We start from the raw sequence: 22,918 nt of genomic DNA, 5'->3' as shown, positions 1-22,918 counted from the left end.
GTGTACCTTATTTTTTTATAAAATTAAACTGTAATATAATTCATATCCTGCATATAAGGTCGCAAAACATCTGGAATAATAATTGAACCATCGGCTTGTTGGTAATTTTCAAGAATAGCTATAAGACAACGACCAATGGCTGTACCAGACCCGTTTAAACTATGTACAAATCGCAATGTTTTTTCACCTTCCAAACGATATCTAGCATTCATGCGCCGTCCTTGAAAATCACCACAAACGGAACAACTCGAAATTTCACGATAACATTCTTGTCCTGGAAGCCATACTTCAATATCATAGGTCTTACGTGCTGCAAAACCCATATCACCAGTAGAAAGAACTACAGTACGAAAAGGCAAACCAAGACGCTTCAAAACATTTTCTGCGCATTCCGTCATACGTTCTAATTCATCTAAGGATTGCTCCTCTGTGGTAATCGATACCAATTCTACTTTTCTAAACTGATGTTGACGTAACATACCACGTGTATCACGTCCTGCAGCTCCTGCCTCTGAACGAAAACAAGGAGTAAGAGATGTAAATCGTAAAGGTAATTCTGTAATATCAAGAATTTCGCTGTTTACTAAATTCACTAAAGGTACTTCTGCTGTAGAAATAAGCCATCGACCATCTATCGTTCGAAAAAGATCTTCAGAAAATTTGGGCAATTGGGCTGCTCCGTAAACAATCTCATCACGAACAAGAAGAGGAACTGAAATCTCTTGATAACCGTGTTCGTCCACATGCATGTCAAGCATAAATTGGCCTAAAGCACGCTCTAAACGTGCCAATGAGCCTGAAAGAACTGTAAAACGGGAACCTGATAATCTACTAGCCCGTTCAAAATCCATCTGCTTAAGATTTTGACCAAGATCAAAATGCTCCTTTGGTAGAAAATCAAACGTTGGTGGTGCACCAAAATAGCGCATTACAACGTTATCGTTTTCATCTTTTCCTTCTGGAGCGTCATCTAATGGAATATTAGGTATTGCTGAAAGAGCTTCTTCTAATCTATCTGTTAACCGCTTTTCTTCTAAAACAGCAGAGGAAAGAAAAACTTTTATTTCTTCAACCTCAGCCTTAATACGATTAGCAGTTTCTTTATCACCAACAGCTAAAGCTTGTCTTATCTTTTCTGAAGCTGAATTGCGTAACTCTTGGGCCTGTTGTACTTTAGAAACATGCAAGCGACGCTCACGATCAAATTCCTGCAAATTTTTAGCTTGAGGTTCAAGACCTCTCTTTGCAAGCGCTCTATCCAATTCCTCAGGATGATCACGGATCCATTTAATATCAAGCATTTAAATCCCTTTTTTGCATCATTTTTATTCATTTCTTACTGTACAAAATAATTTCACTACGAAGATTTCTTGTTTTTTTCTATCCAGCGTGCAATAAAAATTGAGATCTCATAAAGAAGTACAGTCGGTAAAGCTACTGCAAACATAGTAAAAAAATCTGATGGTGTCACCATAGCAGCAACTATAAAAGAAATTAAAATAGCCCACTTTCGTTTAGATGTTAACATATGACTCGTCAATAATCCGACTCTCGTTAAAAGAGTTATAATAAGAGGCAATTGAAAAATTAAACCAAAAATCAAAATAAAAGATATCATAAAATTTAAATAATCTGAGATACGAGCTATAAACTCTATCCTTAAACGCAAATCCGGTAAGGCCTGCTGAGAAAGACTAAACCACAGCATTAACGGAGCTAAGAGACCATAAACAAATGTTCCTCCTACAATAAATAAAATTGGTGCGCTAATAAGAAATGGTAAAAAAGCTCGACGCTCATTTTTATAAAGTCCTGGAGCTATAAAACTATAAAGCTGAAAAGCCATATAAGGAAATGATAAAATAACTGCACCAAACGCAGCAAGTTTCATCTTCGTTAAAAAAGTTTCCCACACTTGTGTTGATTGAAGACGAATATTTCCAAGATAACCACCTGATATCTTCATCGCCCACTGATAGGGCCATATCAAAAAATTCAAAATATAATCTTTGATAAGAAAACACAAAGTAAAAGCTATAAAAAATACAATCAGAGCTGCAATAATTCTCTGACGAAGCTCAACCAAATGCTCTAAAAGAGTGACTTTGACATCAGCTTCATCTTTTTTAGAAGTCACGATATATTTTCCTTGTCTTTATCTTTATCTTTAAAATCTGCATAGATAATTTTATGACTATGAGAAGTAGACACTGTCAAATCTTCATTGACTTCATGTGTACCAAATTCAAAGATTTCTATATCTTTTTCTGATTTATGGAGTACAGTATCAACATTAAAATTACCTGAAACATCTCCTTTTTTATTATATTTTGAGTCACAAGATTTTTTAAATTCTTTTCTAGAATTAAGATCACTAGTATTCGGCAATATCTTTTTCAAATCATCTAACTCAGCTTGTTTTATCGCATCATCAAAATGATGACGAAACTCATTTGCTGTTGAACGCATATATGCAATCGCTCTTGCTATAACTTTCAGCATTTTAGGCAAGTCCTTTGGTCCAACCACGACGATGAAAATAAGCAAGATAACAAGAAACTCTGATCCATCAATCCCAAACATCGCTTATACTCAATTTCTCCATTTACAAAGACTATTGCTAAATTATGATTTCGTCTTTAATCACCCTGCACATTACTCTTTCTTAGCAGAATCTTTTCTCGCCTTATTTGAAGAGGTACTGTTTTTTAAACCTACCACATGCTCTTCTGATAACGGCTGAGAATACTCAGCAGCATCTACTGTTTTAGAATAATCAGCGACTTCAAACTCGCTTTCAGGACTTCCCTCCTCTTCCTTCATATTACTTTTAAAAGCTTTTATACCTTTAGCAACGTCACCCATTAATTCAGAAACCTTACCACGCCCAAAAAGTATAAGGATAATCAACAAAATTACAATTAAATGTGTTGGCGAAAAAATATTACCCATAGCTTCATCTCTACCCCTAAATTGGTTCATACTCATTTTTTTGAAGAAAGACGTACATCAATAAATATTATTATAGCCTTATGTTCTAATTAATATTATATTCTCTGCATAAATTAAAGGCAATAAAACGACCACTTGAAAAGAACATTTTCAATTCTGCATATCACATTATCATAGATAAAAATATTAAAATTACCTTTTTTCATTTAAACAAGGGCTACAAGACTTGAAAATTCCTCTCTTAAAGCACTTTCATTCGAATGATCCGGTGTTGTAACCTTAGAGCGAATACTACATACACGCTCCAATGCTTTTCCTTCCAAAAATGGAGCAGCATCAGCAACAGTATGCATCTCCTGTAGCTGACCATGACAATGAAGAACGATATCACACCCTGCTGCAAAAATTTTACTTGTTAGATCCGAAAGATTTTCTGATAATGAACTATCTGAAAGAGCTTTCATTGACAAATCATCCGACATTAAAAGTCCATCAAAACCTATTTTTTGACGGATAACATTTTCAATAACTTTTTTAGATAACGTTGCTGGTAACTTATCATCAATCGCTTTATAAACAATATGAGCAGTCATTGCAGCTGGTAAATCAGCTAAATTTTTAAATGGAATAAAATCACTCTGCTCCAAAATATCAAGTGGCATATCGATATATGCTAATTCCAGATGCGTATCAGAAAATGCTCGCCCATGTCCAGGTATATGTTTTATCACTGGTAAAACGCCACCATCCAAAAGCCCTTGAGCAGCAGCACGCCCTAACGCAGCAACAGCTTGTGGATCTTGAGAATAAGCGCGCGTTCCAATTACATCATGAGCTCCTGCCACCGGCACATCTAAAATAGGGAGGCAATTCGCATTAATACCATATTTCATCAAATCAAAAGCATGAAGCCGTGACATAATCCACGCAGCACGAAGCCCTTTATCCTGATCTTTTCTATAAATTTCTCCTAAAGTTTTAGCTGCTGGATAATCCGGTGCCAAAGGCGGGCGTAAACGCTGTACTCTTCCACCTTCTTGATCAATAAAAATAAAAACATCATCGCGTTTACTCATCTCTCGTAAAGAAGTAGTAAGTTCTTTCAAGTTATCTGCTGTTCCTATATTTCGCGCAAATAAAATAAAAGCCCAAGGCTTATGCTCAATAATAAATTCTTTTTCATAATCTTTTAAAAAAATACCAGAAATACCAGAAATTATAGCTTTTATTCCCGACATCATAATAGTACATCCCTAATATTGACTTCTCTGAGATTTTTATAAAAATTCTATTTTAGCTAAAATAATTTTATATCCCACACCAATTTTTAAAAGCTATATCTTAGATATCATATATTATGCACAAAAAGCTGTTGCTTAATATAAAAATTATCCCTTAAATAATAAATCATTTCCCATAGACCTATCATCTGGCAAATTGTAAGTAAGAAAAATATAAATAAAGATAATAGATAACTGTTCACTCAATTTGCACAAAATAATTACTAACGAATTATTATAGTGGTAAACACAATACTTTATCTTAAACTCACAAAAACTGCTTCAGATAAACCGATTAAAATTGATAACGTACTCCATTTAAAAATTTGTTCAACAAAACCCAACTTTTTCAGTTTATGTTGATACTAAACCACTACGAAGCACTATATTAGAAACTAATTGGACATAACCACTTAAATTACTTTTATCATTGGACCTAAATCCCATAAATAAAAATTCTCCAATTTATATATTTCAGCGATATACTTACAATCTTCTAACATCATATACTCGAATCTTCCTCAGTTTTAGCAAAGCTTATAATGTCAGATATCAACATATCATGCAGAACAGATTTATAAGATACAGTATAAATTGATTAGCTTTCTCATAACTTCATCTAATAACAAACTATATGATATGGTAACGTGATTAATGATTTTGGATACATCCAAATACTTGTATATAAACCATAGTAAGTAGGTACTATTTAAACTACACTTGCAAAAGTGATGATCTTACATTTAATTGTATTAAGATAAGTGAAAGAAATCAAACTATTTCGCACAATGAGACATAAGCGTAACGCTATGAGAAATTATGATCATTTTACTAAAGAATTTTTTCCTTTATTGATAGTTCTATTTCGTTGTCATTTTTCTTTTCTAATATTTTACTACTTAAATAATAAGCCATTATCTTTGTTAGACTTTAAAAAACTTCTGCCATAAATTAAATCTATCAAACTAAAGTCCATAAGCATCTATCTCAATGAGCACTCCGCTAAAAACATTACTTTATATACCCAATACAAAAGACCAAAATTATTTTCCTGATTACTGTTATCGCGTACCTAGAGTTATGATAGGTTTCACAAACCAATCGGGATACATCGACTTAATAAGAAAAGCTGCTTTTTGCGCTGCCTGCTGATTTTTAAAAATCCCAAAACATGTCGCACCTGAACCAGACATACGAGAAAAAAGAGAGCCACTTTTATCCAACGCATATAAGACTTCAGCCAGCTGAGGAGCTATTTTTAATGCAGGAATAAAAAGATCATTACGCGTTTTTTTTAAAGAATCAACCAACGAAAAAACCGTCTTAAAAGCAGATGAATGAATTTTTAAACGAGAATGATTACACTTTTCCAAAGCTTTAAAAATAGTTTCTGTAGCAATATGTTGACCATGATTAACCAATACCATTGCAAGAGAACAAGCTCCTTTTATTGGCACTATATCCTCGCCAATTCCTTTAACAAAAAGCGGCTGTTGATACTCCAATGCAAATAAACACATCGGCACATCAGCTCCAAGAACTAAACTCATTTCTGCTAACTTTTCACAAGAACAATCAAGCTTCCATTGCCGACGTAACATATGTAATACACTTGCAGCATCACCTGATCCGCCTCCAATACCTGATGCAACGGGCAATGTTTTAACAAGTCTAAAAAAACTATGTTTAGCACTTTTAGGAAATTTCTCACGCATAAAATCACGAGCGCGGATAACCAAATTTTCTGTGTCTGCAATAATTCTATTTGCAAAAGGTCCTGTTATAACAAAGCGATCACTCTCAAAAGGCGCGTAACCTAAACAATCACCGCTAAGACTAAAATAAACCAAGCTTTCTAATAAATGATAGCCATCAGCACGCTGCCCCACAACATGCAAAGCTAAGTTCAACTTAATAGGCGTAAATACATAAGAACACTTTTTAAGCGAAACATGTATATTTAATGTCATTGAACGTAATATTCACCTATACAAGAATCTCTCACGTGCACTCCTTTTTTGTATTTGCGTATAGCATAACTCTCCAATGAAAATACACTGATATACCCATTTTAAATGATACTTCAATACATAACAGCTATAAAAAGCTATGGTATATATCAAACTAAATAAAATAAAACTCACCACTATTCATTTTTGCTCCTGTAAGCACTTTCTAAGTCACTATCAACTTTTTAAGCATTTAATGAAACGCTATTGGCATTATAAACCATAACGTTGCCAAAGTGCCCGCTCTTCTGCTGCCATCATAACACCATCCACTGCCGTATAAGCGGTATCAGCAGAAATACCTAAAGGTACTTTAGAAGACAAAAGACTTTTTGGAGGAGAAATTAAGCGTAACTTCGCATTATTACCAAACCGTTTTTTAATAACAGAACGAATATCACCTAATTCATCAATTAAGCCAAGTTCAACGCCTTTTTTTCCGCTCCAAAACATTCCTGTAAAAATATTTGAATCATCTGATAATTTTGACATACGTCTTTCCTTGACCAAATCAATAAAAGTTTGATGAACTTCAAGTTGCAAAGATTTCAAATGATCAACATCTGTTTTCTTTTCTGGTTGAAATGGATCTAATGTAACCTTGTTTTTTCCTGCCGTATAAACACGACGCTCCACACCAATTTTCTTTAAAAGTTCAGGAAAACCAAAAGAAGCTGAGACAACGCCAATAGAACCAATAATAGAGGAAGGATCAGAAAAAATTTCATCTCCAGCACAAGCAATCATATAACCACCTGATGCGGCTACATCCTCAACAAATGTAAGAACCTGTTTGTTTTTTTCATTTGCTAAATCGCGAATACGCTGAAAAATAAGACGTGATTGCACGGGAGAACCACCAGGAGAATTGATAATTAAAGCAACTGCTGGTGCTTTTTTATAAGAAAAAGCTTTATCCAAAAGGCTTGCACACCTCGCCAATGACAATGTACGTGATATCGACGAATTTGATGATATAATCGCCCCCTGAAGCCTTACTACAGGGATTTGAACCGTATTAGAACGAAAAAAACGTGATATTAAATTCTTTATACAACCCATAAAAATAAAAGCTCCCTATAAAAATCGAAATAATTCTTATCTAAATTTAAGAAATAAATTTAAAAACGCAAGTATTAAAAACTTTCCCACAAACTTATACATCCATTATTAATCGCATTAACCCGTGGTAAAAAAACATGACTACCACTCTCATGCATAACCAATGGTGACAATATAGACAAGCCAGCTCTGCTCCCACGTTTTGCATAAAATAAAATGCGAATCGCTGCTGTCTCAGCGTGAGAATGAACAGGAACTATACATACATTACCAAAGCGCCCTTTTAAAGCACATAATATATCATTTAGGGATTGCGGACGTGCAATTAATCCTAAATATCCACCTGGTCTAACAATTGCTGACGCACACCGAAACCAATTCTCAAACATTGCTTCAGACATAACATGTGCTTCTAACTTTTCCTCATCAGGTGTTTTACGATCTTCTGAACTATTAAAAGGAGGATTCATAATTGCAAAATCAAATGCATTATCCATCAGTCCTGCCTTCAAGCGTTCTTTACCTCTTAAGGTAATATCTACTTTTAATAAACAAACTCTGCTCGCTAACTTCTCATTCTGTTGTAGCATAAGTGTTTTCTGAGCATACGATATCATAAAAGAAGACCGTTCAACCAATGTAATATGAGATTCAGTACAACGTGAAGCAACTGCTAATCCTGCAGCACCAGCGCCTGCGCCTAAATCAACAACTTTCCCTTTAAAACCACTAGGAACCAAACCAGCAAGCAACATAGCATCCATACCAGACCGATGACCTCGTAAACGTGGTTGCACTAAATAAAACTTACCACGATGAAAACCATCTATTGTTTCATCATTATAATTGTTTACTCTACTCATCTAAAAGCTTAACATTATCCTGATTATTTCAGTTATATTTTTGAAATTGCTATTTAAACTATCCTATTTAAATTGATATGATTAGTATAAAAAAAAATATTTTTTCAATATTATTAAAATTTTTATTTCAAACTAGCGCCAAAGCTTGAGTCAAAACTCATCCCTCTTTATGCTATAAGGATATCTATCTGAAATATTTTAGGAGTGAACAAATTGGGTGCCACCACACAACTACAGCATAAAAAAAAACAAGACTCCCTCCATCCTCTTTTCAGTCTTACTAAAGAAGATATGGAATGTGTAAATCAATTAATCATTTCTATGGCTCAATCGAATGTTGCGATAATTCCTGAAATTTCTAATTATCTTATTTCATCGGGTGGTAAACGAATACGTCCAATGATTACCTTAGCGACCGCCCATATGTTTGGGTATCAAGGTGATAAACATATAAAACTCGCAACAGCAGTTGAGTTTATGCATACAGCAACCCTATTACACGATGATGTTGTCGATGAAAGCGAGTTACGACGGGGAAAGTCTACAGCACGAATAATTTGGGGCAATCAAGCAAGTATTCTTGTTGGTGATTTTTTATTAGGACAAGCTTTTAAAATGATGGTAGACGTTGGTTCTTTGGACGCACTCTCTGTTTTATCAAATGCTGCTGCAATTATCGCTGAAGGGGAAATTATGCAACTTTCTGCCGCAAAAAATATAGAAACTAATGTTTCCGATTATCTCAAAATTATAAATGCAAAAACAGCTGCTCTTTTCTCAGCAGCAGCTGAAGTCGGACCCATTATTGCTGGTTATGGGCCTGAAGAACGCTCTGCATTACATCAATATGGTCTATCATTAGGGTTAGCTTTCCAATTGATTGACGATGTTCTTGATTATAGTAGCAGTGCTCAATATCTAGGAAAAAATATTGGGGATGACTTTCGTGAAGGTAAAATTACAATGCCTGTTATTTTATCATACACACGCGGAAATGACATAGAAAAAATATTTTGGAAACAAGCTCTTGAAAATAACCATAACGATGATGAAGCCTTAAAGCATGCGCAACAATTAATAGAAAAATACGATGGTCTAACCGATACAATAGAGCAAGCTCGAATTTACGGAAAACGTGCAATTGATGCCCTTTCCTCAATAAAGGACAATCCTGCTAAAAATGCATTAATTGATATTATCGATTTTTGTATCGAACGCATAAACTAATTCTTTGTAAGAATCACAATATAATATTTTTAGTAAAACAATCAGACATACTTTAGAAACTATAGAAATAATTGATTATCTTTAAGAAGGATTAACTTTATGCGCAGGGCAATAGTATCGCGTTTTTTTACTCTCATAGGAATCATACTGATACCACTGCCCACGTACAGTGCAGTTGAAAAAACTCTTAATCCAAGTTCATTTACAGGTTCCTATCTAGCAGGACGAATTGCGAATTATGAAAACAAGATGAATCTTGCTATCCACTATTTTAAACATGCGCTCACTTATGAACCTAATAATCTTGAGACACAAAAAGAAATTTTTCAGGCAATGCTAAATGTAGGAGCATTCACAGAAGCTATTCAACAAGCAAAAAAATTGAAAGAAAAAGGTATTATTACGCCACTCATTTCCTTAACATTATCAATAGAAAATCTTATCAAAAAAAATTATAAAGAAGCTCAACTGCTTCTACAAACTCAAAAATCTCCTCCTGATAATAATCCAATATTTCAGCTAACCAATGCTTGGGCTGAATTCGGATCTGGTAATCATATTAAAGCAATCGCTGAACTTGAAAAACACTCAAAGCCCTCTTGGTATACCCTTTTTATACATTATCATCTTGCTCTTATGAATGATTTAGCAAAAAATCCAAAAGACGCAAAAAAATACTTTATTCAAGCATTCAACAATCAGCAAGGAGCTATTACAGCTCCTTATACCTATGAACGTATTATTATAGCCTATGCCTCATTCCAATTACGTCAGAATATGCGCAGCGATGCTATAAAAACTCTCCTACATGGAGAAAAGATATTATCAGGGCACAAAACACTCGAAAATATCCGTAAAAAAGTTGAAAAAGGGGCTAATATAGAAAATCCTATTACAACACCTCAACAAGGAATTGGTGAAGTATTATATAATTTTGGAACAACTCTTAACAAAAAAGGCTCAGAACGGATCGCACGTATTATTCAGCAATTATCGTTAGTTCTGTATCCTAAAAATGAAGCAGCCCTGTTTCAATTAGCAAAAATTTCTACAAAATTAGATGATTTTAATCAAGCTATTAAAATTTATCGTTCTTTACCACTTAGCTCTCCTTATTATAGAGACGGACAATTCCAACTTGCGTTGACTCTTGCTGAAAATGGTGCTTATGATGAAGCTATTAAATTATTAATGTTATTAGAGAAAAAATTTCCTAATGACCATCATATTTTTATCGCTCTAGCTGCTATTTATATGCAGGTAAATAACTTTCCTAAAGCGATCAAAATCATGGATCAAGCTATCGCACAAATAACAGACCTTCAAAAAGATAATTGGAGACTTTTCTATCAACGTGGTATTGCATTTAATTATTTAAACCAATGGTCAAAAGCTGAAACTGATTTTCGCAAAGCACTCACACTTGTTCCTGATCAACCGCAAGTACTCAATTATTTAGCTTACTCACTTATCAATCGTGATCAAAAACTTGAAGAATCATTAAATATGCTTAAAAAAGCTGTTATGTTACAATCTCAAAATAGTTATATTCTCGATTCTTTAGGATGGGCATATTACAAATTGAAACAATATCCTCAAGCTGTTACAGCATTAGAAACCGCTGTTAAATTGCAACCTAGTAATCCAATACTTAATGACCATTTGGGTGATGCCTACTGGCAAGTTGGACGTAAACGTGAGGCAATATTTCAGTGGAACCATGCAATTGATGGAGAATCAAACAATCCGGAAAGAATTAAAGAAAAAATAAAGTTTGGTCTATAAAACTAACGATACTTGACCATAACGCTATGAAGCAATAGACAGTAATAAAGCTCAATTTTTTGATCTTGAATTATCGATTAAACATTAAAATGGTATTCAAAGAGTGAATCTACCCTCAAACCTAAATCCCAAGCGTTCTTTTCAAGGACTTATTCTAAGTCTGCAAAATTACTGGGCTCAACATGGATGTGCAATTTTGCAACCTTACGATATGGAAGTAGGAGCCGGAACATTTCATCCAGCTACAACGCTACGTTCATTAGGTCCACGTCCTTGGAAAGCAGCTTATGTCCAACCCACCCGACGTCCAACAGATGGCCGATATGGTACAAATCCTAATCGTCTGCAACACTATTACCAATTTCAAGTGCTCCTTAAACCCTCTCCTCCAAATTTACAAGAGCTTTACATTGGCTCTCTACAAGCTATCGGCCTTGACACAACACTTCATGATATACGTTTTGTTGAAGATGATTGGGAAAGTCCAACACTTGGTGCTTGGGGGCTTGGATGGGAATGCTGGTGCGATGGAATGGAAGTTTCTCAATTCACTTATTTTCAGCAAGTATGTGGGATTGAATGTGCTCCAGTCTCAGGAGAAATCACTTATGGGCTTGAGCGATTAGCAATGTATATTCAAGATGTCAGTAATGTTTACAATCTTAACTTTAACGGCTTAGATGGTGCAGATCGAATAAGTTATGGTGATGTTTTTTTACAGGCCGAACAAGAATATTCACATTATAATTTTGAATTTGCTAATACTGATCTTTTGCAACAACATTTCATTGATGCAGAACGTGAATGTACCGCACTTCTTGATGCTGGAAAACCTAATAAAGAAAATAACTTCCACTTATGCGTCTTTCCAGCTTATGATCAATGTATTAAAGCAAGCCATATTTTTAATCTCTTACAAGCACGTGGTGTTATTTCCGTCACTGAACGACAAAATTATATTCTTCGTGTTCGTGATCTTGCACGCCGCTGCGGTGAAGCTTTTTTATTAACGGAAGCTGGTAATATAACCACAAATGGAGATGTATAATGCCTGATCTCCTGCTTGAGCTTTTTAGTGAAGAAATCCCTGCTCAAATGCAACGCAAAGCTGCTTCTGATCTTAAAAAATGTGTTACAGATAAACTTATTAATGCAGGCTTAACTTATAAAGCAGCCTGTGAATATTGGACTCCTCGTCGGTTAACATTAAATATACGTGGTCTTTCTAAAAGCTCGCCAGATGTTCATGAAGAACGTAAAGGACCTAATGTACAATCACCACAACAAGTTATTGATGCTTTTTTACGTGCTACAGGCCTAAATGACATTTCTAAAGTGCACATTGCACATGATGATAAAAAAGGTAATTTTTATATCGCCAAAACAACTAAAAAAGGTCGTTTAGCCGAAGAAATTATTGCAGATATTTTACCTGATATTATTTATAATTTTCCATGGCCAAAATCGATGCGTTGGGGACAAGAATCAGCAAAAAATGGCTCCTTAAGATGGATACGCTCTTTACAAAACATTCTGTGTGTTTTTGGATCAGCAATAGGTGAAACAAAAATTATTCCATTTACAGTTGGTTCCCTCAAAAGTAATAATTTAACCTATGGTCATCGTTTCTTAAGTAATGGAAACCCTATCCAAGTACGCCGTTTTGATGACTATATCTCACAACTTGAAAACCATAAAGTTATTTTAGATGCAGAGAGACGAAAAGACATTATTCTAGCAGATATTCAAAATCTTTGCTTTGCAAATGGCTTGGAACTAGTTGAAGACAAAGCTCTTTTAGAAGAAGTTTCAGGACTCGTTGAATGGCCTGTTGTCCTCATGGGCACTTTTGACAAAACTTTTCTCAGTATTCCTCCAGAAATTATTCGCTTGACTATTCAAACGCATCAAAAATGCTTTGTAACACGCAAACGAGGTGAAAAAAGTAAACTCTCTAACTATTTCATTCTCGTTTCTAATATCCTCGCCAGTGACAAAGGAATAGAAATTTCTAAGGGAAATAGTAAGGTTGTACATGCTCGTCTTTCTGACGCACTCTATTTTTGGGAAACAGATCAGTGTAATTTACCCAACACTATGCATTTAGAATCTTCAGCTAAAAAGCTTGATCTTGACTTAAATAAACCTCTTGATCAGCGAGTAGCACACCTGCACTATTTAAATGTTACTTTCCATGCTAAATTAGGAACACAAGGCGCAAGAATAGAAAGAATTGCTGCTTTAACACAAACAATTGCACCCTTAGTACAAGCAGATTCTATATTAGCTAAACGTGCAGCAGTATTAGCAAAAGCTGATTTACAAACGGAAATTATTGGTGAATTCCCTGAACTACAAGGAGTGATAGGACGAAAATACGCATTACTTCAAGGAGAAGATCCTCTTGTAGCTGAAGCTATTGAAGACCACTATAGGCCTTTAGGACCTAAAGATCGTATTCCAATTACACCTATTGCGGTAACAGTCGCATTAGCGGATAAAATTGATACGCTCATTGGTTTTTGGTTCATTAATGAGAAACCAACAAGCTCAAAAGATCCTTACGCATTAAGACGAGCAGCGTTAGGAGTTATCAAACTTATACTTTCAAATGATTTGAAAATAAGACTTATACCGCTTTTCCATCAAGCCATAAATTTTTTACTACAACAAAGAGTTAAGTATGCAGCATCTGAAACAAAAGGTGTAAACCTTCAAAACATATCTGTAGAAAAAAAAGAAAATATTGTACTCGATTTGTTAGCATTCCTTCATGAACGACTAAAAGGTTATCTGAAAGATGAAGGGGCGCGTCACGACATTATTGAGGCGGTTTTAACAAAAGACGCCGATGATATTTTATTAATTACGCGTCGAGTTGAAACACTCACCTTTTTTATCAACTCCAACGATGGAGACAGCCTTTTAATTGCAATAAAACGCGCCATTAATATTCTTGAAAATGAAACCAAAAAAGGAATGATAATAATAAACAAAGTTAAACCTGAACTTTTTATTGAAACAGAAGAAAAACAGCTTTATCAAGCGACGCTTGAAACAGAAAAAAAGATTGCTGATCATATTCATATAACAGAATTATCATCTGCACTGAATAGTTTAGCACTCCTCAAAAAGCCTATTAACGCATTCTTTGAAAAAGTATTTGTAAATGATGATAATATAGATATTCGAGCTAATCGTCTTGCTCTTCTTAACCGTATTCGCATAGTTACACAAAATGTTGGAGATTTTTCAAAATTACAGCCTAAAATATAATACACTTCTCGATAAAAGAATCACGCGAATAAATAGTTTTTCTTGTCTTAAAATAAACAAATATTATTTTTTCAACTTTCATTTAACATAACACATGATAGATTATTTTTATACATTAGCATGTTATTTTTTAAAAAAATCTACAAGAGATATTTGAGCTGATCCTGGAGGTATAGGCTTTTGTTGTTTTTTGTCAGGAGCCCAACCGGAAAGCCAAAGAAAAGAGAAGCTTGCACGAATACGACCATCGGAGTCACTGAATTTTTTTGCATAAATTTCGTTAGCGAGAAAGAAAAATCGCTTAGATACAGGACATCGAGAACGATTAAAAAGTGCATTTTGCATTCCCATAGCTCTAAGATCATACATGAGATCAAACATCGTATTGTAGCGTATAATGATATCTTCAACATCTACTACGGGCATAGCAAAGCCTGCACGCTGTAAGAGAGCTCCTGCATCACGAATATCTGCAAAAGGATAAATTCTTGGGCTAACACCATCGTAAATTTCATTTTCAGCTTGCAGTAAACTTTCACGCAACTCCTTTAACGTACCAGCTCCAGCCATAACAGCCAGAAATAAGCCATCTGGCTTAAGGATATTTTTTATTTGGCTGAGAACACCTGGAGTATCATTGGTTAATTGCAAAGAAAGAAGTGAAACAATAAGATCACAGTAATGTCGAGGAAAATCAAGAAATTCTCGATGACGCAAATGAAATGGATTGTCGTAATTTTGGTAAAGCATATTGGTTTCAACACGTTCTATAGAACCAATTTTACCCAATTTTTTTAAAATTTTTACCGCAAGACCTGTATGACCATGTAAATCTAAAGCTAATGAAAAATTACGATTCACAGCATTTAGACGTTTGTAGAGATCATCAACCACATAAGAAAGTAAAAAATCATGTCCTTTTTTTGCTCTTTTGAAAGCACGTTGACGAAATTGTTCCATACAATTGTAATCAAAAATCAAAGGATGAGACATATTTTATAGTACGATTAATTTATGGCATGATAAGATTTAAAATAGAATTATTTCATACATACTATATCAATTGTATAATACAAAAAGAAAAGAAAAAAGATTTTATAAAAAAGAAAAATAGTTAAAAATTAAATTTTATTCTTCTAAAATATGAAATAAATTCTTCGCATTATTATAGTAATTTGATAGCTTAGTTACAGTATTTTAAAGATATTTTTTTGATTTATGGTGATATATTGAATAAATTAATCAAGCGCCTAATAAAAATTTTGTATCCGCCAACTTGTCATGGATGTGCAAAAATTGTTTCCGCTTATGGAACTATTTGTTCTGATTGCTGGCAAGATCTTCAGTTTATCACAAAACCTTATTGTCCTGTTATGGGAACTCCTTTTGCATATGATATGGGAGAAGGATTTCTTAGCGGTGAAGCTATTCAGAATCCTCCTCCCTTTTCGTCTTTACGCTCAGCTGTTGTTCATAAAGGTTTAGCACGGGTTTTAACAACACGATTGAAATATGGTGACCGTTTGGAATTAGCACCTTTTATGGCAAATTGGATGATATTTGCTGGACATGAAATTATAAATGATTGTGATTTTATTATTCCTATCCCTTTACATTTTCGTCGTTTTTTCATGAGACGTTATAACCAATCTGCTGAGCTTGCTCGTTACATTTCAGAAAAACAGAAAAAACCTTTCAAACCTGGCTGGCTTGTGCGTTATCGTTACACACGTCCACAAGTTGGTTTATCGGCCAAAGAACGCAAAATGAATGTGCAGAATGCTTTTAAAGTACCTAACGAAGTTAAAAAGTATTTGGAGGGACGCTCTATTTTGCTTATTGATGATGTTTTGACAACAGGTGTGACAGTTACTGCAGCAACTAAAACATTAAAACATGCAGGTGCACGACAGGTTAATGTATTAACATTTTCGCGTGTCTTAAAAAATAATTTTTCTTTGCCTTATTTTTGAAAATCTATTTAAAGTATATTATATAGAAATTTGGAGAGTATCATGAAAGAAATTACACTTTATACACGTCCTAGCTGCCCTTATTGCATAAAAGCACGGGCTTTGCTTGATCAAAAAGGAGTAAAATACACTGATATTGATGCATCAACTTCTCTTCGTCAACAAATGGTGCAACGAGCCAATGGCCGTAATACATTTCCGCAAATTTTTATAGGAGATTATCATGTTGGGGGGTGTGATGACCTTTATGCTTTAGATACTGAAGGCAAGCTTGATTCTCTCCTGAAAGATGCTCAATAATTATTTTTTGTGATGTGCTTATTAAAGCCGTTTTGCAAGAAGTATATAATTAACATCCATATCACATGAGCGTTTCCAGCTATCAGTTAATGGATTATAAGTAATCCCGATTTCATCAATAATAGATAAGGAATTTGTGAACAATATTTTTTTAAGCTCATGAGGTTTTAAAAATTTTTTATAGTCATGTGTCCCCTTTGGAAGCCATTTTAAAATATATTCAGCAGCTATAATAGCAAGTCCCCATGCTTTCCATGTGCGATTTAGTGTTGCAATAAACATGAGTCCTTGTGGTTTAAGCATTTTAGCCGTAGCCTCTATAAAAAAATCAACATTCACAACATGTTCAACAACCTCCATATTAAGAATTACGTCAAATTGTTCACCTTCATTTGCAAGAGCTTCTGCAGTAGTAGTGCGATAATTAATGGAAAGACCACTTTGAATGGCGTGGATTTTTGCTACTTCAATATTTGTTTGCGCAGCATCAGCTCCTATAACAGTAGCTCCAAGACGTGCCATTGGCTCGCATAACAAACCACCTCCACAACCGATATCAAGAATTTTCAAACCTTCAAAAGGCGTAAGCGAAACAGGATTACGATTAAATGCCAAACAGATTTTTTCTTTTATATAAGCAAGGCGTGTTGGATTGAAATTGTGAAGTGATCGAAATTTTCCTTGTGGATCCCACCACTCAGCAGCAATACGCGAAAAATGATCAATTTCATTCTGATCAATCGTTGTAGGCGTTTCGTTTATCATATAGCTCTCCTTTTCTTGATTTATCAAGTCATGTGAATTCTTTCTAAAGTCAAGCATAAATTCACATAAACATATCAGACTTGTGAAAATGATAGATATTGGTTATGTCAAAATGGAAACTTAATATAGCATAAAGCTTTACTCCCATTGGGACCTAAATAAAAATCGTAAGAGTGTTATAAATAATGCGTATTGTCATGAAATTTGGTGGAACATCTGTCGCAAACATTGAATGTATTCATAATGTTGCACAACATGTTAAAAGGGAAGTAGATGCAGGTAATGAAGTTGCAGTGGTGGTATCAGCAATGGCTGGTACAACCAATAAACTTGTGCAATGGACCCGTGATGCTGCACCATTGAATTATGCTTATGAATATGATGTCGTTGTTTCTTCTGGTGAACAGATAACAGCTGGTTTATTGGCTATTACACTTCAGTCAATGGGAATAAATGCGCGTTCATGGCTTGGTTGGCAAATTCCTATTCATACTGATAATACTCATGGTAGCGCACGAATTACAGATATTGATGGATCTTCTTTGATACAGCCTTTTCAGGAAGGTAAAGTAGCAGTCATAGCTGGTTTTCAGGGTTTAGCTCCAGATAATCGGATTTCTACATTAGGGCGTGGCGGATCAGATACAAGTGCTGTTGCGATGGCAGCCGCGTTAAAAGCTGATCGTTGTGATATTTATACGGACGTAGATGGTGTCTATACAACCGATCCCCGTATTGAACCTAAAGCACGTCGTTTACCCAAAATAGCCTTTGAAGAAATGCTTGAAATGGCTTCTCTTGGAGCAAAAGTTTTGCAGGTCCGTTCTGTTGAACTAGCTATGGTTCATAAAGTTCGGATTTTTGTGCGCTCAAGTTTTGAAGATCCTCATGCTCTTAGCATGAATAATCCAATTACCCCCCTTGGAACACTTATTTGTAGTGAGGATGAAATTGTGGAACAACAAACTGTTACTGGTATTGCCTTTGCCAAAGATGAGGCACAAATTTCGTTACGCCGACTTGCAGATCGTCCAGGTATCTCTGCAGCCATTTTCTGTCCTTTAGCCGAAGAGCATATTAATGTTGATATGATTGTGCAAAATATTTCTGAAGATGGTTCAAAAACTGATATGACTTTTACAGTACCATCCGCAGATGTAGAAAGGGCGGTTAGACTTCTTGAAAAAAATCGTAAAAAAATTGGATTTGATGTTATCCAATCTGAAAGTAATCTTGCAAAAATTTCTATTATTGGGATTGGAATGCGTAGCCACGCAGGTGTTGCTGCTACAGCATTTAAGGCTTTAGCGGAAAAAGGTATTAATATTCAAGCAATCACTACTTCAGAGATTAAGATTTCTATTCTAATTGATAGCGCTTACACTGAACTTGCGGTTAGAACATTACATGGTGTTTATAACATTGATAAAGAATAAATATTTTTTCTCTTAAAATCTCCAGAATAAGTATGTATTCTCTGCTTAATATACGTATTATTCTCTTCTTAATACTCCGTAGATATACTTAACAATATCTTCATATATACAAAATATCAAAAAATGATTGTGCTAAACTTAAATTTGAAATCTTTACTTTCTATCTTTAATATAATATGCACTATCTAAATTGAAATACAATTTGAAACCATAATATCAGTTTTGTTTTTACTAGCTTTCTTAAATATAAGTTAACGCACTAATCCTTTTATATTTGAATAGCTAAACTTAATATTATTACAATTCAAATAAAAATTTTCCTTCAATAAGAAATAAAAAAGTATAAGAAAAATAATAATACAATAGTCTTTAACCCTGCAAAAAAACAGAACACTACTATATCTTTACCTTTCTACATTATAAAATATATACTTCTGAATATGAATCTTAAAATATAATTTCAGCGTATTGTTCGCAAAATAAGGAAAAATGTAGCTATTGAATTTTATTCTTATTTATCTTTACATACTTGGAATTTTTTAAGTTTATATAGCTTGTAAGTTTAATTGTTACCCTATGCAGTGGAATTGTGCTCTCACTTATGAGAGTTAACTACTATATTTTTTAGGATTATGAGAAAATTATATATCAGTTAAATACAGCAAACCGCTCTTAAAGAATCTGGTTAAAATTGCATCATTACTTTCTTTATTAAAATCTATCATATATTTTTTTATGTTTTTTGATATAAAAGAAGCCATATCCAAGACCGAGAAAAGCAGATAAACTAGACCCACAAAGTACACCAATTTTTGCAGAATCAAGTTGCACAATATCTTTAAAAGCAAGCATTGAAACAAAGATAGACATCGTAAAACCAATACCCGCTAAAAATCCAATCAATAAAATTCCTCCCCACGTCATATGAGGTGGAAGACGGCAAAAGCCTAATTTTACAGCAAGATAACTAGCAGTTATAATACCCAGCGGTTTACCAACAAATAAGCCAATAATAATACCGAAAACAATAAAGAATGATTTATCAGAAGAAAGATCAAAGTTTGCAAAGCTAACGCCAGCATTTGCAAAAGCAAAAATTGGCATTATACCGTATGCTACCCATGGATGCAGGGCTTTTTGAACACGAATGACGGGCGCAATCATATCACGTTGTCCTTTGCGCACTTTTTTTAATGTCATTGAGACGTGTTGTAGATCTTTAACATCATTTTTTTCTTGAAGAGATTTTACCGCATTACTGAGCATTGTGAGTGGAGCTACGAAATGACGAGTAGGAAAAACCGGAGTCATCATACCTAAAATTACACCAGCAAGTGATGGATGAACCCCTGTTACCATTAACCCGTACCAAATAATTGCACCTGGTACAATATAAAGCCATGCTGATGCAAATCCGACCCACTGAAAAAATAAAACCAATACAATACCTGCTGATGCAATGGCTAGACCACTAGGATCAAGGTTGGTTGAATAAAAAAAGGCAATGATTAAAACAGCAATTATATCATCAATAATAGCTAATGATAAAAGAATAATATGAAGATTAGGAGGTATAGCTTTTCCAAGAAGAGCAAGAATCCCTAAAGCAAAAGCAATATCAGTAGCCGTTGGGACAGCCCAACCATAAGTGTGTCCACCATTTAAATTGAAGCTAAAATAAATAATCGCAGGAAAACAAACACCTCCTATTGCTGCAACAATTGGCAAAACTGCTTGTTTGAAATTTGCAAGAGCTCCTTCGTGAATTTCTCGCCGAATTTCCATTCCTGCTACAAGAAAAAATACAGTCATAAGCACATCATTGACCCAAAAATGTAGATCCCATGAAAGATTAAAATGACCAAAATTAAAACCAAGGGATGTATGCCAAAATGCTTCATAAAGAGAAATATATTTAGAATTGGCAAAAATAAGAGCTGCAGTCGCCGCAACTAACAGAATAATTCCGCTAAGAGCTTCTATATGGAGAAATCCTTCAATAGCAGAAAGCGCTCTCTTAGTTACAATAGAAGCACGATTAGGTAAGCGATTTGATGATAAATTAGGCATAAAACAACTCCAAATATCAACAATTTTGCTAATATATATTTTTGTTTATAGATTGCTTTCGTAATATTTTTGATAATATCATATAAAAATGAAAAGAGAAACGATAGCTTTTTAATTTACACCTCAATGATTTGAAATTAATTCCGTGTTTTAAAAAGATGCTTTATTTTTTACAGTTAAATTCATTTTATTTAAAATATTTGATAAATCATTTTGTAAAATATTTTTAAGATCAACAGCTGTAAAACCTTTATTATCCTTCGCCCTCATTTTAATTGTTAATGTTTGTGGATTTTTAGCAAAGTCCCCAAAAGATTTTGAAATATTTTCATATTCATCATGACCTTTTAATAACATTTTCAAACTTTCAGTTACTATTAAATAAAAATAATCATAAAGCTCTTCTTTAAGATTATGCTCATTATTACTATCGTTGAGATTCTGCGCAAGATAAGAGAAAAATTTATCAATGAATCCAGAATCTTTATAATGCAAATCAATTTCAGGTATACTAAGATCTTGGGTAGAAAAAATCATTGCGTCTTTTTGACCTGAGAAAAATGCTTTATCAATATTTATTATTTTTGCTGATATATCTCCAGATCCTATATCTTTTATATCAAAAGACATTGCATCTAGGAAAAGTGTACGCTTTTCTTCATTATATGAAACATCAATTTTTCCTGATAGATTTAAAGATTCAAAATTTATTTTTTTAAGAAAATCTAAATCATTTTTTTCCATTCTTTTAGATACCATTGAAAGACCATTCAGAGACACTAAAAGTTTTTGAGGTATAGATTGCTGCCATTGACTTGGTCTTAATTCAAATGACTCAAGTTGTGTTTTAAGCTGTGGCATATCGATTGCTGCTTTATTAATAATCAAATTAATAGAAGTTATAGCTGAAAGACTATTTAAGAGAGCAGAATCCCGTACTGCTTTTACATCTTCCTGATTATTTTTCTTTCTTGCATTAAGATAGGTTTTAATAAGTTGCTCTGGTGAGTGATCCATTGGTTTCATTTTCAGACAAGATATTTTAAACTTGCCAAGAGAAAAAGAGATATTTTTGTCTTTTTCCTGAAAGAGATCGACTATCATATTATCCAAGACAATGGATCCAATAACAGTCTTGCTTTTCTTCGTTTTACTTGTACCAAAAATGATAGAGTGCGCATAACCAACATTGATATTATAGGCTTTCATTGCATCACTTTTAATGATTAAACCTATTTGTCGAGTATCATTTGCAGCTGTTGATGCAAGATTTATGTTCGTTATTATATTGTCGATACCAATAGAACGAATTTGTCCATTTTTAAAATCAGAAATTTGAAAGTTCTTTATGCTTATTTCTTCAGTTGATTTATCACTATTGTTTATGAAAAAAAACAGATCTGGTGCAAAAATTGATGCAACATTAAGACGCATAAGTGGTTGTAAGATACGAGATTTAATTGTGATGTCTTTTTCCTTTAAAGACACATTACTAATAAACATTTTTGGTATTTTAAAATGAATATTATCATATTTTAAATCAATATTATAAAGTGTGAAACTTCCTGGAATGAAGGTAATCGGTGGACGAGCTGAAATAGCACCAATTTTAAGTGATATACCTGTAGGAGTTGGTAAAATAATATTGGTTAAGTTAACTTTTCCTATAATACTAACCTCCGATGTTTCGGCATAGATAGAATGACGAGCCATTTGTTTTTTTATAAAGCTGTCTAGATAGGGTTTTGTTATATAAAATCCCCCAATAAATATGAGAACTAAAATAAAGATAAATCCAATGATGTACAGCGACCAGTTCTTGTGGTTATTTTGATATTTACTATTAAAATTAGCCATTCTTTTTTCTTTCGGTTTTATCATTCATAACTAAATATAGATAACTTCCCTTACAATTCAGAG

At 33.9% G+C, this 22,918-nt stretch carries 19 protein-coding genes; 7 read left to right on the top strand and 12 right to left on the bottom strand.

The features are described from left to right. Nucleotides 1-23: 23 nt before the first annotated feature. The 8 genes from serS to B11cv2_RS01190 form a co-directional block, all read right to left on the bottom strand. A complete protein-coding gene (gene serS, locus B11cv2_RS01225; protein ID WP_100692972.1) occupies nt 24-1,301 on the bottom strand; it encodes a serine--tRNA ligase in 1,278 nt (425 codons plus the stop codon). A 56-nt stretch (nt 1,302-1,357) separates the two neighbouring features. Next, nucleotides 1,358-2,137: a twin-arginine translocase subunit TatC gene (tatC, locus tag B11cv2_RS01220; RefSeq protein WP_100692971.1), complete on the bottom strand. Its 780-nt coding sequence runs from the start codon at nt 2,135-2,137 to the stop codon at nt 1,358-1,360. After that, complete coding sequence (tatB, locus tag B11cv2_RS01215) at nt 2,134-2,583, bottom strand: Sec-independent protein translocase protein TatB (RefSeq protein ID WP_100692970.1); 450 nt, start codon at nt 2,581-2,583, stop codon at nt 2,134-2,136. Before tatB ends, tatC begins: the two co-directional genes overlap by 4 nt. A 72-nt stretch (nt 2,584-2,655) precedes the next feature. Continuing rightward, on the bottom strand, nt 2,656-2,952 hold the full coding sequence (tatA, locus tag B11cv2_RS01210) for a twin-arginine translocase TatA/TatE family subunit (RefSeq protein WP_100693923.1): 297 nt from the start codon (nt 2,950-2,952) through the stop codon (nt 2,656-2,658). Between the two features lie 206 nt (nt 2,953-3,158). Continuing rightward, nucleotides 3,159-4,190 carry a beta-N-acetylhexosaminidase gene (gene nagZ, locus B11cv2_RS01205; protein WP_100693922.1) on the bottom strand — a complete coding sequence of 344 codons (1,032 nt, stop codon included), beginning with the start codon at nt 4,188-4,190 and terminating at the stop codon, nt 3,159-3,161. 1,103 nt (nt 4,191-5,293) lie between these two features. After that, nucleotides 5,294-6,202, bottom strand: coding sequence for a 4-(cytidine 5'-diphospho)-2-C-methyl-D-erythritol kinase (locus B11cv2_RS01200; RefSeq protein WP_100692969.1), 909 nt, complete (start codon nt 6,200-6,202; stop codon nt 5,294-5,296). Between the two features lie 252 nt (nt 6,203-6,454). Further along, nucleotides 6,455-7,303 carry a S49 family peptidase gene (locus tag B11cv2_RS01195; RefSeq protein ID WP_100692968.1) on the bottom strand — a complete coding sequence of 283 codons (849 nt, stop codon included), beginning with the start codon at nt 7,301-7,303 and terminating at the stop codon, nt 6,455-6,457. A 74-nt stretch (nt 7,304-7,377) separates the two neighbouring features. Continuing rightward, on the bottom strand, nt 7,378-8,166 hold the full coding sequence (locus tag B11cv2_RS01190; protein ID WP_100692967.1) for a tRNA1(Val) (adenine(37)-N6)-methyltransferase: 789 nt from the start codon (nt 8,164-8,166) through the stop codon (nt 7,378-7,380). 213 nt (nt 8,167-8,379) lie between these two features. Between B11cv2_RS01190 and B11cv2_RS01185 the strand changes: the two genes are divergently transcribed. The 4 genes from B11cv2_RS01185 (at nt 8,380) to glyS (ending at nt 14,454) form a co-directional block, all read left to right on the top strand. After that, entirely contained in the window at nt 8,380-9,393 is a 1,014-nt protein-coding gene (locus B11cv2_RS01185) for a polyprenyl synthetase family protein (RefSeq protein ID WP_100692966.1), read from the top strand. A 99-nt stretch (nt 9,394-9,492) separates the two neighbouring features. Beyond that, complete coding sequence (locus B11cv2_RS01180; protein WP_100692965.1) at nt 9,493-11,178, top strand: tetratricopeptide repeat protein; 1,686 nt, start codon at nt 9,493-9,495, stop codon at nt 11,176-11,178. Nucleotides 11,179-11,281: 103 nt separating this feature from the next. After that, complete coding sequence (locus B11cv2_RS01175; RefSeq protein ID WP_100692964.1) at nt 11,282-12,226, top strand: glycine--tRNA ligase subunit alpha; 945 nt, start codon at nt 11,282-11,284, stop codon at nt 12,224-12,226. Continuing rightward, nucleotides 12,226-14,454 carry a glycine--tRNA ligase subunit beta gene (gene glyS, locus B11cv2_RS01170; RefSeq protein ID WP_100692963.1) on the top strand — a complete coding sequence of 743 codons (2,229 nt, stop codon included), beginning with the start codon at nt 12,226-12,228 and terminating at the stop codon, nt 14,452-14,454. The genes B11cv2_RS01175 and glyS overlap by 1 nt, the downstream gene beginning before the upstream one ends. 123 nt (nt 14,455-14,577) lie before the next feature. Here glyS and B11cv2_RS01165 read toward each other — a convergent pair whose 3' ends face one another. Then, nucleotides 14,578-15,447 (bottom strand): methyltransferase domain-containing protein, encoded by an 870-nt coding sequence (locus B11cv2_RS01165; protein WP_100692962.1) that lies wholly within the window; start codon nt 15,445-15,447, stop codon nt 14,578-14,580. Between the two features lie 236 nt (nt 15,448-15,683). On the opposite strand from B11cv2_RS01165, the gene B11cv2_RS01160 reads away from it, so the two are divergent. Then, entirely contained in the window at nt 15,684-16,427 is a 744-nt protein-coding gene (locus tag B11cv2_RS01160) for a ComF family protein (protein ID WP_199570338.1), read from the top strand. A 42-nt stretch (nt 16,428-16,469) separates the two neighbouring features. Continuing rightward, entirely contained in the window at nt 16,470-16,727 is a 258-nt protein-coding gene (gene grxC, locus B11cv2_RS01155; RefSeq protein ID WP_100692960.1) for a glutaredoxin 3, read from the top strand. A gap of 21 nt (nt 16,728-16,748) precedes the next feature. On the opposite strand, the gene ubiG is transcribed toward grxC, so the two are convergent. Beyond that, nucleotides 16,749-17,492, bottom strand: coding sequence for a bifunctional 2-polyprenyl-6-hydroxyphenol methylase/3-demethylubiquinol 3-O-methyltransferase UbiG (gene ubiG, locus B11cv2_RS01150; RefSeq protein ID WP_100692959.1), 744 nt, complete (start codon nt 17,490-17,492; stop codon nt 16,749-16,751). A 182-nt stretch (nt 17,493-17,674) separates the two neighbouring features. On the opposite strand from ubiG, the gene B11cv2_RS01145 reads away from it, so the two are divergent. After that, nucleotides 17,675-18,928, top strand: coding sequence for an aspartate kinase (locus B11cv2_RS01145; RefSeq protein ID WP_100692958.1), 1,254 nt, complete (start codon nt 17,675-17,677; stop codon nt 18,926-18,928). Between the two features lie 711 nt (nt 18,929-19,639). Here B11cv2_RS01145 and nhaA read toward each other — a convergent pair. Continuing rightward, the gene (gene nhaA / locus B11cv2_RS01140) at nt 19,640-20,998 is read right to left on the bottom strand and encodes a Na+/H+ antiporter NhaA (protein ID WP_100692957.1); all 1,359 of its coding nucleotides are present in this window, start codon (nt 20,996-20,998) and stop codon (nt 19,640-19,642) included. A gap of 150 nt (nt 20,999-21,148) precedes the next feature. Then, nucleotides 21,149-22,855 carry a hypothetical protein gene (locus B11cv2_RS01135; RefSeq protein ID WP_100692956.1) on the bottom strand — a complete coding sequence of 569 codons (1,707 nt, stop codon included), beginning with the start codon at nt 22,853-22,855 and terminating at the stop codon, nt 21,149-21,151. Between the last annotated feature and the right edge of the window lie 63 nt (nt 22,856-22,918).

This window comes from Bartonella sp. 1-1C (assembly GCF_002810325.1).
Lineage (GTDB): Bacteria > Pseudomonadota > Alphaproteobacteria > Rhizobiales > Rhizobiaceae > Bartonella > Bartonella rochalimae.
This window is presented reverse-complemented; position numbering and strand designations above follow the sequence as displayed.